At 67.0% G+C, this 12,787-nt stretch carries 10 protein-coding genes; 7 read left to right on the forward strand and 3 right to left on the reverse strand.

The genetic code is table 11. The features are described 5' to 3' along the window. Positions 1 to 129 precede the first annotated feature (129 nt). Entirely contained in the window at positions 130 to 1,233 is a 1,104-nt protein-coding gene (locus tag ArtHe_RS17410) for an SDR family oxidoreductase (RefSeq protein WP_248318124.1), read from the forward strand. 150 nt (positions 1,234 to 1,383) lie between these two features. Here ArtHe_RS17410 and ArtHe_RS17415 read toward each other — a convergent pair whose 3' ends face one another. Together ArtHe_RS17415 and ArtHe_RS17420 are read right to left on the reverse strand one after the other, a co-directional pair. Beyond that, positions 1,384 to 2,028 carry an NAD(P)-binding domain-containing protein gene (locus ArtHe_RS17415; protein WP_248318125.1) on the reverse strand — a complete coding sequence of 215 codons (645 nt, stop codon included), beginning with the start codon at positions 2,026 to 2,028 and terminating at the stop codon, positions 1,384 to 1,386. Between the two features lie 105 nt (positions 2,029 to 2,133). After that, positions 2,134 to 2,565 carry a DoxX family protein gene (locus ArtHe_RS17420; RefSeq protein ID WP_248318126.1) on the reverse strand — a complete coding sequence of 144 codons (432 nt, stop codon included), beginning with the start codon at positions 2,563 to 2,565 and terminating at the stop codon, positions 2,134 to 2,136. A 215-nt stretch (positions 2,566 to 2,780) separates the two neighbouring features. Between ArtHe_RS17420 and ArtHe_RS17425 the strand changes: the two genes are divergently transcribed. The 6 genes from ArtHe_RS17425 to ctaD all read left to right on the forward strand — a co-directional run bounded on the left by ArtHe_RS17425 (position 2,781) and on the right by ctaD (position 11,014). Then, positions 2,781 to 3,437, forward strand: coding sequence for a helix-turn-helix domain-containing protein (locus tag ArtHe_RS17425; RefSeq protein WP_248318127.1), 657 nt, complete (start codon positions 2,781 to 2,783; stop codon positions 3,435 to 3,437). A gap of 49 nt (positions 3,438 to 3,486) precedes the next feature. Further along, positions 3,487 to 5,190: a urocanate hydratase gene (gene hutU / locus ArtHe_RS17430; RefSeq protein ID WP_248318128.1), complete on the forward strand. Its 1,704-nt coding sequence runs from the start codon at positions 3,487 to 3,489 to the stop codon at positions 5,188 to 5,190. A 103-nt stretch (positions 5,191 to 5,293) separates the two neighbouring features. Beyond that, positions 5,294 to 6,493: an allantoate amidohydrolase gene (locus tag ArtHe_RS17435; protein ID WP_248318130.1), complete on the forward strand. Its 1,200-nt coding sequence runs from the start codon at positions 5,294 to 5,296 to the stop codon at positions 6,491 to 6,493. After that, positions 6,490 to 7,899 carry a formimidoylglutamate deiminase gene (locus ArtHe_RS17440; protein ID WP_248318131.1) on the forward strand — a complete coding sequence of 470 codons (1,410 nt, stop codon included), beginning with the start codon at positions 6,490 to 6,492 and terminating at the stop codon, positions 7,897 to 7,899. Before ArtHe_RS17435 ends, ArtHe_RS17440 begins: the two co-directional genes overlap by 4 nt. A 41-nt stretch (positions 7,900 to 7,940) precedes the next feature. Continuing rightward, a complete protein-coding gene (gene hutI, locus ArtHe_RS17445) occupies positions 7,941 to 9,128 on the forward strand; it encodes an imidazolonepropionase (protein WP_248319838.1) in 1,188 nt (395 codons plus the stop codon). Between the two features lie 134 nt (positions 9,129 to 9,262). Next, positions 9,263 to 11,014, forward strand: a complete 1,752-nt coding sequence (ctaD, locus tag ArtHe_RS17450) for a cytochrome c oxidase subunit I (RefSeq protein ID WP_248318133.1) — start codon at positions 9,263 to 9,265, stop codon at positions 11,012 to 11,014. A 131-nt stretch (positions 11,015 to 11,145) separates the two neighbouring features. Here the strand turns inward: ctaD and ArtHe_RS17455 are convergent, their stop codons facing one another. Beyond that, positions 11,146 to 12,450: a chaplin family protein gene (locus ArtHe_RS17455; protein WP_248318135.1), complete on the reverse strand. Its 1,305-nt coding sequence runs from the start codon at positions 12,448 to 12,450 to the stop codon at positions 11,146 to 11,148. Positions 12,451 to 12,787: the final 337 nt, after the last annotated feature.

Below are 12,787 nucleotides of genomic sequence, written 5' to 3' on the forward strand. Positions count from 1 at the left end.
TTATGTCAGCCGGCAGCGGCCTGGGCCCGAGCTGGGCAGGAATATCATGTAACCCGGGCGAGGGTAATCCTCCCGCCTGCATAGCCGGTCCTGCCAGACTCCCTTCCCACCCCTTCAGGAGAAGCATTCATGCTGAGAACCGCCAGCAACCGAAACGCATCCGCGGCCCCGACAGCACTCGTGGCGGGCGCCACCGGAATTGCCGGCGCAGCACTCGTCGACCTTCTCGCGGACCGGGGCTGGAACGTGCTGGCACTCTCGCGGAAGGCAAACTCCGAGGCGCAGGCCCGCCCGGGAGTCACCCCCGTCGCAGCGGACCTCACATCTTCCGAAAGCCTTTCCGCGGCGCTCGGTACAGCCCGCCCCACTCACGTCTTCTTCACGTCGTGGTCCCGGCAGGAGACCGAGGCGGAGAACATCCGGGTCAACGCCGCGATGGTCCGCAACCTGCTGGCGGCGCTCCGGGACGCACCTCTGGAGCACGTCGCACTCATGACCGGCCTCAAGCACTACATGGGACCGTTCGAGGCCTATGGTGAAGGGCAGATGCCCGATACGCCGTTCTCCGAAGCGGAACCCCGGCTGCCGGTGGCCAACTTCTACTACGCGCAGGAAGACGAAGTAATGGAAGCGGCCCGGAACCAGGGGTTCGCCTGGTCAGTGCACCGGGCGCACACGGTGATCGGATTCGCCGTCGGCAATGCTATGAACATGGGCCAGACGCTCGCCGTCCAGGCCACCCTCTGCCGCGAACTGGGGCTGCCGTTTGTCTTCCCCGGCTCGCACACGCAGTGGAATTCCGTCACCGACATGACCGACGCCGGCCTGCTTGCCGAGCATATGCTGTGGGCCTCCACCGATGAGCACACGGCCAACGAGGCCTTCAACGTGGTCAACGGTGATGTCTTCCGCTGGCGTTCACTGTGGCCGCGGCTGGCCGCCTGGTTCGGTGTTGAGCCCGAGGGTTTCGCCACGGAGCCCCGGCCCCTCGAGGAACAGATGGCCGGCATGGAGGACACCTGGAGGACGTTGGCTGAGCGCCATGGGCTGGCCGAACCAGACCTCAGCCGGTTGGCCTCGTGGTGGCACACGGATGCGGACCTCGGCCGAAAAATGGAGGTGCTGACGGACATGAGCAAGAGCAGGATGGCCGGTTTCACCGGATACCGCCGTACGGAGGACGCCTTCATCAGCCTCTTTGAGCGCCTTCGCGAAGAACGCTTGATTCCCTAAGGCCTGGTTTCGGTCCCTGCCTGAGCGGAGGAAGCGATTTCGCCAGGCACGCCAAGCGGGCGGGGCTGCTAACCGCCCTGCCGCGATCGTATACGGGCCGGGCCGCCCTCCCGCGGGGAGCGCGGCCCGGCCCGGCCTGCATCGCGCTGCCTATGCTGCCGGGACGACCTTCAGCGCCGAGTTCCACTGGTAGGCGGGGAGCTGGTCGTTGGCCGAGAGCAGGATGTGCAGGAAGCCGGTCTGCTCGAGCTGCCGGGCACGGCGCTGCGGTCCCACGACCACCGGGTTGAGCCCGCCCGCGGAGGCGAAGTCAGCAACGGCCTGGACTGCGGCTTCATCATCCCCGGCGATCAGGACGTCCAGGGGCTGTCCAGCTACGGAGCCCTCTCCCAGCGTGGCAGCGAAGGTGGTGTTGAACGCCTTGATGACCTTCGCTCCGGTGGCCTTCTGCAGTTCCTCCGCGGCCGAGCTGTCGGCTGGAACGGAAAGGGACTCGAAGGTGGCGAAGTCGATCGGGTTGGTGATGTCGACGTAGACCTTCCCGGTCAGGGAGTCTCCGTACTGGGCGAGAATTTCCTTTGAGGCGTCGAAGTAGACGGCTGGGATCACGAGGTCGCTCGTGAGCTCGTCACCCAGCAGCCCTGCGGAGACCGGGCCGCCGAGTTCTGCTGCGAGGGCATCTGCCTTCGCTTTGTCATCGTGCGCGAGCAGCTGGACGGTCTTTCCGGCGGCAACTGCCCGGGCTGCGAGTCCGCGGGCCATGTTGCCGGTTCCGATGATGGTGATATCAGTCATTTTCTTCTTCTTTCCGAAAAGGTGGGACAGGAAATTCATGGCGATCGTTTCATTGGGAGTTGCAGTTCGGGAGGGAAGTGAACGTTCCGGCACCTGAATGAGGGGCTATACGAGTGCTTTGAACCTGGTGCGGCTGAACAGGGCGTGATCGGCTGAAAGGCGTGCGGGGCCGAAGAACGCGATTGCGGCGGCCGCGGCGGCGAGCAGGAGTACCAGTTCATAACCGCCGTCGGCGGCAAAAATTCCTGCCGGTGCGTGAACGAGGAAGAGAGCGCCGAGCATATCCAGGGCGAGAAGCGCCGCGAAGACCCTGGTGAGTACACCGAGGATCAGGGCGGCCCCGCCCACGAGCTCCAAGGCGGCAACAACAGGGGCTGCCAGGTCGGCAGCCGGGACACCCATCTGGGCGAACGATGCCTGCGTCCCGGTGATGGTGAACTGGTTGAACTTCTGCCAGCCGTGGGCTGCGAAGATGAAGCCGGCAATGACGCGGAGTACGGTCACGGCCGTGGTCGGGGAGGGAGAGGAGCGAATCATGATTCTTACCGTTCTTTCGAGGAGTGAATGCGCGGAACGTCCGGCAGTCACCCGGTCTATTGCTTGAAGCTTCAAGTAGTGTTTCAGGTTTTAGTTGTACTTTCAACTAAGTGAACGTATCGGCTGCCTCTGGCCACCTAGTGAAATTGCTGTTTTACTAGGTGGCAACAGTTGGACAGGTGGACGGCACTAGCCGGCCGAGGGAAAGCAGGCGCATGGCCGAGGCAGTGAAGGCAGACAGCACCACCCGGACAGTCGAACGCGCGCTGTCCCTGCTCAGCGTGGTGTGCCGGCAGGGAGCCGTGACGCAGTCGGAGGCTGCCAAAGCCGCAGGCCTCTCCACCAGTACGGCGCTGCGGCTGCTCCGCACCCTGGAAGGAACCGACTTTGTGCGGCGGAAAGAGAACGGAACCTACCGGCCAGGGCCGGCCATCGTGCAGCTCGGAGTGCTCGCCCTTAGCCAGGAGTCGCTGATTGCCACGTACCGCGGCGCCATGGACCGGATCGTTGAGCTGACTGGGGAATCCACGTACCTCAGCGTTCCCGCCGCGGGCGGCCACGGCCTGTACATCGCCATCGCCGAAGGCACGCAGTCCGTCCGGCACGCCAACTGGGTGGGCCGGCGCTTTGTGCTCGAAGGCAGCGCCGCCGGGAAAGCCCTCCACAACGACGCCGGACCGCAGGGCTGCGCGGTGGTGAGTGACGGCGTCGAACCCGACGTCACCGCGATTGCCGTTCCCCTGACCGCCGGCGGGAAAGCCGTGGCGGCAATGAGCGTGGTTGTCCCCAGCTACCGGATGACGCCCGCCCGCATCGAAGACATCTGCCAGGTGCTCACGGCCGCAACAGCCGCGGTCCATGCACCGGGCTAACCGCACAGCTGAACCACCCCACCGCCCGGCAAAGACGACGGAGAACCCCATGACCACAAATAACCCCGTAACCACAGCAAACACCCCGCGGACCGTCCGCGCACCCCGCGGTACCGAGCTGAATGCCAAGAGCTGGCAGACCGAGGCACCGCTGCGGATGCTGATGAACAACCTGGACCCGGAGGTCGCCGAACGCCCGGAGGACCTGGTGGTTTACGGCGGCACCGGCAAGGCAGCCCGGAACTGGGAATCGTTCGACGCGATCGTCCGCACCCTGAAGACCCTCGACGACGACGAAACCCTCCTGGTCCAGTCCGGCAAACCCGTCGGTGTGTTCCGCACCAACGAATGGGCGCCCCGGGTGCTGATCGCCAACTCCAACCTGGTGGGGGACTGGTCCACCTGGCCCGAGTTCCGCCGGCTCGAGGCCGAGGGACTGACCATGTACGGCCAGATGACCGCCGGTTCGTGGATCTACATCGGCACCCAGGGCATCCTGCAGGGCACCTACGAGACCTTCGCCGCCATCGCCAAAAAGCTCTTCAACGATCAAAACGCAACGCTCGCCGGCACCGCCACCCTCACGGGCGGCTGCGGCGGAATGGGCGGTGCCCAGCCGCTGGCCGTGACGCTGAACGGCGGGGCGGTCCTGATTGTCGACGTCGATGAGTCCCGGCTCCGGCGCCGGGCCGGCAAACGCTACCTCGACGACGTCGAAACCGACCTCGACGCGGCCCTCGCCAAGGTGATGGCGGCCAAGGCCGAGGGACGGGCCCTCTCTGTGGGTCTGGTTGGCAACGCCGCCGAGGTTTTCCCCGAGCTGCTGCGCCGCCGGAATGCCGGGGAAGGCGCGGACTTCGACATCGTCACCGACCAGACCTCGGCCCACGATCCGCTGAGCTACCTGCCCGAGGGCATCAGCGTCCAGGACTGGCACCGCGAGGCCGAGGCAGACCCGGAAGGCTTCACCAAAAAAGCCCAGGCCTCCATGGCACGGCACGTTGAAGCCATGGTCGGCTTCCAGGACGCCGGGGCCGAGGTTTTCGACTACGGCAACTCCATCCGCGACGAAGCCCGGCAGGGCGGCTATGAGCGGGCCTTCGACTTTCCGGGCTTCGTTCCGGCCTACATCCGGCCGCTGTTCTGCGAAGGCCTGGGCCCGTTCCGCTGGGTGGCACTGTCGGGGGATCCGGCGGACATCGCCGTCACCGATGCCGCGCTGAAGGAACTCTTCCCCGAGAAGGAACACCTGCACCGCTGGCTGGACGCCGCGGCGGAGCACGTCGAGTTCGAGGGACTGCCGGCCCGGATCTGCTGGCTCGGCTACGGCGAACGGGCCAAGGCCGGACTGCTGTTCAACCGGCTGGTCGCCGAGGGCAAGGTCTCCGCGCCGATCGTGATCGGCCGCGACCATCTGGACTCTGGTTCCGTGGCCTCCCCCTACCGGGAAACAGAGGCCATGAAGGACGGCTCCGACGCGATCGCCGACTGGCCGCTGCTGAACGCCCTGCTCAACACCTCCTCCGGTGCCACCTGGGTATCGATCCACCACGGCGGCGGCGTCGGCATCGGCCGGTCGCTGCACGCCGGGCAGGTGTCCGTGGCGGACGGCACGGAACTGGCGGCCCGCAAGCTGGAGGCCCTGCTCACCAATGATCCCGGTACCGGAGTCATGCGGCACGTCGACGCCGGCTACCCGGAAGCGGAGGCAGTGGCCGCAGAACGCGGCGTCCGCATCCCCATGGCTGAATAACCCGGGTTCAGCCCCGCACGCGCCGCCGCTTCAGCACCCCAGCGCCAGCCTCCCCACCGGCAACCCTCCCCATCAGCAACTCCCAGACCCAGCAAGGAACCGCATGGCCACCGTCACCACCCTCTTGGACGCCATCTCCGGCATCGGCCGCGACCCGGTCCGCGGCGGCTACAGCCGTCCCGTGTTCTCGGCCGCGGAAACGGACCTGCGGGCCTGGTTCACTGCGGAGGCACGGGCCCGCGGGCTCGGGGTGGAGACGGACCGCAACGGCATCCTCTGGGCCTGGTGGGGCGAACCGCACAAGGGTGCACTGGTCACCGGCAGCCACCTGGACTCCGTCCCCGGCGGTGGGGCATTCGACGGGCCGCTCGGCGTCGCGGCGGCGCTGGCCGCCGTTGACGTCCTGAACGAACGCGGCGTACAGCCCAACCGGTCCCTGGCCATCACCGTTTTCCCGGAGGAGGAAGGCTCCCGCTTTGGTGTCGCCTGCCTCGGCTCGCGGCTGCTGACCGGCACCATCGACCCGGACCGGGCACGCGCCCTGCGCGACGCCGACGGCACTTCTTTTGCCGATGCCGCCCGCGCCGCCGGGCTGGACCCGGAACACCTCGGCCGTGATGACGAGTCCCTGGCCCGGATCGGGGATTTCGTGGAGCTGCACGTGGAACAGGGGCGCGGGCTCGGCGAGGACGGTCCCGCCGTCGCCGTCGGCAGTTCCATCCTGGGCCACGGCCGCTGGAAGCTTACCGTGCACGGGCAGGGCAACCACGCCGGAACCACCCTGATGGAGGACCGGGCGGATCCCATGGTGGCTGCGGCACAGATCATCACGGCTGTGCAGCAGGCGGCCGCCGCGCAGCCCGGCGCACGCGCCACGGTGGGCCGGATCCAGGCGGTCCCGGGCGGCACCAACGTGATCGCCTCCCGGGTTCAGCTGTGGCTGGACGTCCGGCACGAAGACGACGCGGTCACCGCCCAGCTCGTGGAGGCCATCCACGGCAAGGCGCAGAAGACCGCCGCGTTCGAAGGCTGCACCGTGGCCCTAAGCCAGGAATCCTTCAGCCCCACCACGTCCTTTGACCTGGCGCTGCAGCGCCAGCTGCAGCTGGCCCTGCCGCAGGCCCCCGTCCTGGCAACGGGCGCGGGGCACGACGCCGGGATCCTCGCCGGTCACGTCCCGGCGGGCATGGTTTTTGTCCGCAACCCCACCGGGATCTCGCATTCTCCGGAGGAATATGTGGAAGACGCCGACGCCGACTACTCAGCGCAGGCGCTTGCCGACGTCCTGGAGGCCCTGCTGTGAACCCGCGTACCCGGGGTGTGTGGTGTGAACGGGCGGTATGGGACGGGCAGGTTGAGTCCGGTGTCCGGATGACCGTGGATTCCGCCGGAGTCGTGGCGGCGGTAGAAACCGGCGCCGCTCCCCGCCCCGGCGACCTGGTGCTGCACGGCGTTGTGTTTCCGGCTGCCTCGAACGCCCACTCGCATGCCTTCCACCGGGTCCTGCGCGGCCGCACCCACGTTGGCGGAGCGGACAGTTTCTGGACCTGGCGGCAGGCAATGTACCAAGCCGCCGGCTCCCTGACCCCGGAACTCTACGAGGAGCTGGCCACCGCTGTCTTCGCCGAAATGGTGGCGGCGGGTTACACCAGCGTCGCGGAGTTCCACTACGTGCACCACCGCCCGGACGGCACGCCTTATCCCGGGCACGCCATGGAACTGGCGCTGGGCCGCGCCGCTCAGGCCGCCGGCATCCGGCTGACCCTGCTGGACACCTGCTATTTGGCCGGCGGTTTCGGGGAGCCGCTGAACCAGGAACAGCTGCGCTTTGGCGACACCGGCCCCGAGGGCTGGCTCCGCCGGCTGGCTGCCCTGCGGACCGCTGTGGAAGCGGAGTTCGATCCGGCCGAAGTAAGTGTCGGCGCGGCACTGCACTCGGTGCGGGGGGTCCCGGCGGACGCGCTGCCGGTCATCGCCGCCGGTTTGGACCCGGACCTGCCCCTGCACATCCATCTCTCCGAACAGCCCGCGGAAAACCAGGCCTGCCTGGCGGCCACCGGCCTGACCCCGGCGCAGCTGCTGCACCGGCATGGACTGCTCAGCCCGCGGCTATCGGCCGTCCACGCCACCCACCTCACGGACACGGACATTGAACTGCTGGGCGGCGCCGGAGCCACCGTGGTGATGTGCCCCAGTACCGAGGCCGACCTCGCGGACGGCATCGGCCCCGCCGCGGCGCTCGCTGCTGCCGGCGCGCGGATCGCCCTGGGCTCGGACCAGCACGCCGTACTGGATCCCTGGCTGGAAATGCGGGCATTGGAACACGGGGAACGCCTGTCTTCCGGCGTCCGCGGCCGGTTCACCCCCGCGGCGCTGCACACGGCAGTGTCCGACGCCGGTGCTGCCGCCCAGCACCGGCGCGCACCGGGCTTCGCCGCGGGCAGCCTGTGCGATCTGATGGCCGTGGACCCCGCCAGCACCCGGACCGCCGGCTCCGACCCGGCCCAGCTGGCCCTCGCCGCCACCGCCCAGGACGTTACCGCCGTCGTCGTCGGCGGCACGCTCACCGCCGAACACGGACGGCACCTGCGGCTCGGAGACCCCGGCCTGCTGCTGGCCAACGCGATCCGGAGACTCGATGAAACCGCACCCGCCCCCGGGGAAACCCTCAAGGGCATGCGCGGAACCGCAGCGAAAGGACAGCCGTGAGCACCTCGACCCTCATCACCAACATCGGTGAACTCTCCACCATGGACCCTGCCCGCGGCGCAGCTTCGGTGCTGACGGATGCTGCGCTGGTGCTCGAGGGCGAACGCATCTCCTGGATCGGCCCGGCCGCTGCCGCACCCGCGGCGGATGAGCTGCACGACGCCGGCGGGCGGGCGATGCTGCCGGGCTGGGTGGACTCGCACACGCACCTGGTGTTCGCGGGGGACCGCAGCGCCGAATTTGTTGCCCGGATGGCCGGGGAACCGTACCAGGCAGGCGGCATCGCCGTCACCACCGAAGCCACCCGCGCCGCCGGCGACTACGACCTCACCCGGATGCTGCTCGCCCGGCAGGCCGAAGCCGCCGCCGGCGGCACCACCTGGCTGGAAACAAAAACCGGGTACGGGCTCGACGTGGAGCAGGAGGCCCGCAGCGCCCGGATCGCCTCCACCGTAGTAGACGATGTGACGTTCCTCGGCGCCCACCTGATCCCCGCCGGCAGCGACCCGGAGGAATACACCGACCTGGTCTGCGGGCCCATGCTGACGGCGGTACGCCCCTACGTGCAGTGGGCCGATGTCTTCTGCGAGCGCGGCGCCTTCAGCGAGGAACAGTCCCGCCGGGTGCTCACCGCCTGCCGCGACGCCGGCCTGGGGCTGCGGGTGCACGGCAACCAACTGGGGCCGGGGGCCGGGGTGCGGCTGGCCGTGGAGTTCGGGGCCGCGAGTGTGGACCACGTCAATTACCTGGCGGACGCCGACGTCGAGGCGCTCGCCGGTACCTGGGCCGGCTGGGAACCCGGGAATGCCGGATCACTGCCGGGCACGGTCGCTACCTGCCTGCCGGCCTGCGACCTGTCCACGCGGCAGCCGCTGGCGCCGGCCCGCCGGCTGCTGGACGCCGGTATCGAGGTTGCGCTGGCCTCCAACTGCAACCCGGGAACGTCCTACACCTCTTCCATGAACTTCTGCGTCGCCACGGCCGTGCTGCAGATGGAGCTCAGCGTCGCTGAGGCCGTCCGCGCCGCCACGTACGGCGGGGCGCTGGCGCTGCGGCGGCACACCGGCGCGGATGAGGACGGGAAGCGTGCGGTGGGATCGCTCGCCGTCGGGCACCGGGCCGATCTGCACCTGCTGAACGCCCCGGCCGCCGCGCATCTGGCCTACCGGCCCGGCATGCCGCTGACAGCCGCAGTCTGGCGGGCCGGGGAAAGGGTGCGCAGGCCCTAACGGCTGCGGCGGCAGGAAACCGGTTCCTACTCTGGACTGCCATCCACCGGGGTTTTACAGTACAAGGCAGACTGGGCTGCGTTGTTCAGGTACGGCGGCCGGGCTGAATTTCCTGCGGACCCAAGGTGGCGCTGATGTCTACTCTGAAGTACACAGCCGATGACGGAACGGCGGTGCCGCCGCGGGTGGTGCCGGTGTCCAAGGGCAAGGTGGTGGTGGACTGGCTGACCACCACGGACCACAAGAAGGTCGGTTACCTCTATCTGATCACGTCGTTTATCTTCTTCTGCCTGGCCGGTGTGATGGCACTGATCATCCGCACCGAACTCTTCCAGCCGGGGTTGGAAATCGTGGCCTCGCGGGAGCAGTACAACCAGCTGTTCACCATGCACGGGACCCTGATGCTGCTGATGTTCGCCACCCCGCTGTTCGCCGGGTTCGCGAACGTGATGATGCCGCTGCAGATCGGCGCACCCGACGTCGCCTTTCCCCGGCTCAACGCGCTGGCCTACTGGTTCTTCCTGTTTGGATCATTGATCGCGGTCGGCGGATTCCTCACGCCGCAGGGCGCAGCGTCCTTCGGCTGGACTGCGTACGCGCCGTTGTCCAACACTGCCTTCTCTCCTGGCATCGGAGGTGACCTTTGGGTCTTTGGGCTCGCCCTGTCCGGGTTCGGAACCATCCTGGGATCGGTCAACTTCGTCACCACGATCATCTGCCTGCGCGCACCCGGAATGACGATGTGGCGGATGCCGATTTTCACCTGGAATACGCTGTTGACGGCCATCATGGTGCTGATGGCCTTCCCGCCCCTGGCCGCCGCCCTGTTCGCGCTGGGAATCGACCGGAAGTTCGACGCCCACATTTTCGATCCGGAGAACGGCGGTGCCATCCTCTGGCAGCACCTGTTCTGGTTCTTTGGCCACCCCGAGGTCTACATCATCGCTTTGCCCTTCTTCGGCATCATTTCCGAGATTCTTCCGGTCTTCAGCCGCAAGCCGATCTTCGGTTACAAGGGCCTGGTCTTCGCCACGATCGCGATTGCTGGACTGTCGATGACCGTCTGGGCGCACCACATGTACGTCACCGGTCAGGTCTTCCTGCCGTTCTTCGCCATCATGACCATGTTCATTGCCGTCCCCACGGGGGTGAAGTTCTTTAACTGGATTGGCACCATGTGGCGGGGCTCCATCACGTTTGAAACGCCGATGATGTGGGCGCTGGGCTTCCTGATCACGTTCCTCTTCGGCGGACTGACCGGGATCATCCTGTCAGCCCCGCCACTGGACTTCCACGTCTCTGACACCTACTTCGTCGTCGCGCACTTCCACTACGTGGTCTTTGGCACGGTGGTGTTCGCGATGTTCGGCGGCTTCTACTTCTGGTGGCCGAAGTGGACCGGAAAGATGCTCAACGAACGGCTCGGAAAGATCCACTTTTGGCTGCTGTTCCTGGGCTTCCACCTGACGTTTATGATCCAGCATTGGCTTGGGGTGCTGGGTATGCCCCGGCGGTACGCCGACTATCTGGTGGAGGACAACTTCACCGGTATGAACCAGCTGTCCACAATCGGGTCCATGATCCTGGGCTTCTCGATGGTCCCGTTCTTCTGGAACGTGTACATCACCTGGCGGCGCGGCAAGAAGGTTGAGGTGGACGATCCCTGGGGCTTTGGCGGTTCCCTGGAATGGGCTACGTCCTGTCCTCCGCCGCGGCATAACTTTACTTCCCTGCCCAGGATCAGGTCCGAGCGGCCGGCCCTGGACCTGCACCATCCGGAGCTCAAACCGCGTGCCAACCAGAAATCCGATTCCCTTGCCGCCAGTGTCCTGGGCGCCGCGGACATGGGGTCCGAGGATCCGAAGAACCCCGATCCCCGGCAGTAGCCGTTCCTAGCACGGGGTGCCCTTCTGATCGGTCAGGTCCCATGTGCGTCCCGGAAGCCGTTGCCGAACACAACGGAAAGGCCGGGGTTCCGGCAGCACCGGAACCCCGCCTTGTCCGCCGGGTTTACGGGTTAGCTGCTTTGCCGGCCTGCTCGCCTGATCAGTACCAGTCCGGCACCGAGCAACGGAAGCGCAAGCCACAACAGGACCATGCCCGCTGCTCCGGTGTCAGCCAGGTTGCTCGATGAAACCTCAGCCGTCGCCGCGGATGTCCTGAGCGGTGTTTCGGTAGCGGGTACGGAAGTAAACCGGGTCGTTTCCTCCGCAACGAAGGACACAGATGTCGGCTCAGGTCCTACATTCGGCTGTGTCCCTGCAGGAGGCGTGGTTCCAGCAGGAATCACTACGGGAAGTGTGACTCCTGGACGTGGCCCGACTGGGGGCACAGAGCCCGGGGTGCTGGTCCCGGTGTCCCTGGTGGTCTCGGTGGTGGCTTCGCCGAGGACTGCTAGGGAGTTGGTGCCGAGGTTGACGGGGATGGTGATGGGTGCGGTGATCTGGGTTCCGGAGAGGAGTCCGTCGGAGCCGGAGGTTACGGGTCCGGTGCTCTCTGCCGGTGTCCCGGTTGCCGCGTCTGTCCCGGTGTTCCCGGTGGTCTCGGTGTTCCTGGTGGTCTCGGTGGTGGCTTCGCCGAGGACTGCTAGGGAGTTGGTGCCGAGGTTGACGGGGAGGGTGATGGGTGCGGTGATCTGGGTTCCGGAGAGGAGTCCGTCGGAGCCGGAGGTTACGGGTCCGGTGCTCTCTGCCGGTGTCCCGGTTGCCGCGTCTGTCCCGGTGTTCCCGGTGGTCTCGGTGTTCCTGGTGGTCTCGGTGGTGGCTTCGCCGAGGACTGCTAGGGAGTTGGTGCCGAGGTTGACGGGGAGGGTGATGGGTGCGGTGATCTGGGTTCCGGAGAGGAGTCCGTCGGAGCCGGAGGTTACGGGTCCGGTGCTCTCTGCCGGTGTCCCGGTTGCCGCGTCTGTCCCGGTGTTCCCGGTGGTCTCGGTGTTCCTGGTGGTCTCGGTGGTGGCTTCGCCGAGGACTGCTAGGGAGTTGGTGCCGAGGTTGACGGGGAGGGTGATGGGTGCGGTGATCTGGGTTCCGGAGAGGAGTCCGTCGGAGCCGGAGGTTACGGGTCCGGTGCTCTCTGCCGGTGTCCCGGTTGCCGCGTCTGTCCCGGTGTTCCCGGTGGTCTCGGTGGTGGCTTCGCCGAGGACTGCGAGGGAGTTGGTGCCGAGGTTGACGGGGATGGTGATGGGTGCGGTGATCTGGGTTCCGGAGAGGAGTCCGTCGGAGCCGGAGGTTACGGGTTCCGCGCTGGCCGCGGTTGTTCCAAGGGCCAGCAATCCTCCGGCAAAGAGGGTGCCGAGCAGCCCTCGTCGAATAGTGCAACGCATAGCAATTCTCCTGACAAGTTATTGGGATGGGGCCCATGGGGCCCGAATGGCATTTGTCCGGCTGCATAACGGACAGAGGCCTAACTAATCAGGGAACGACTCGTGATCCAGCGACACACGTGAGGGGGCTTTCATCAGCTCCGTATAGGCGGGCAGCGCAGCCAGTGCCGGAATGTTGAGATGCTGCCCGGATAGGCAGCCGGGCAGTAAGGGGCCTGCTGCTGAAGGGCTCACAACCGACGATCCGGAGCCCACCGGCATGAGGCCACCTTGCGGTGCTCCCGCTGGACCCCCGGAATCCGGGCCAGAAGACACGGATAGTGCGGCCTCTGGCGAG

The organism is Arthrobacter sp. Helios, assembly GCF_023167125.1.
GTDB classification, from domain to species: Bacteria; Actinomycetota; Actinomycetes; order Actinomycetales; family Micrococcaceae; genus Arthrobacter_B; species Arthrobacter_B luteolus.

What these genes read in the sequence shown, in the direction of transcription:
- ArtHe_RS17410 (WP_248318124.1), top strand. Translation starts at nt 130, where the DNA reads ATGCTGAGAACCGCCAGCAACCGAAACGCATCCGCGGCCCCGACAGCA.
- ArtHe_RS17415 (WP_248318125.1), bottom strand. Translation starts at nt 2,028, where the DNA reads ATGACTGATATCACCATCATCGGAACCGGCAACATGGCCCGCGGACTC.
- ArtHe_RS17420 (WP_248318126.1), bottom strand. Translation starts at nt 2,565, where the DNA reads ATGATTCGCTCCTCTCCCTCCCCGACCACGGCCGTGACCGTACTCCGC.
- ArtHe_RS17425 (WP_248318127.1), top strand. Translation starts at nt 2,781, where the DNA reads ATGGCCGAGGCAGTGAAGGCAGACAGCACCACCCGGACAGTCGAACGC.
- hutU (WP_248318128.1), top strand. Translation starts at nt 3,487, where the DNA reads ATGACCACAAATAACCCCGTAACCACAGCAAACACCCCGCGGACCGTC.
- ArtHe_RS17435 (WP_248318130.1), top strand. Translation starts at nt 5,294, where the DNA reads ATGGCCACCGTCACCACCCTCTTGGACGCCATCTCCGGCATCGGCCGC.
- hutI (WP_248319838.1), top strand. Translation starts at nt 7,941, where the DNA reads ATGGACCCTGCCCGCGGCGCAGCTTCGGTGCTGACGGATGCTGCGCTG.
- ctaD (WP_248318133.1), top strand. Translation starts at nt 9,263, where the DNA reads ATGTCTACTCTGAAGTACACAGCCGATGACGGAACGGCGGTGCCGCCG.
- ArtHe_RS17455 (WP_248318135.1), bottom strand. Translation starts at nt 12,450, where the DNA reads ATGCGTTGCACTATTCGACGAGGGCTGCTCGGCACCCTCTTTGCCGGA.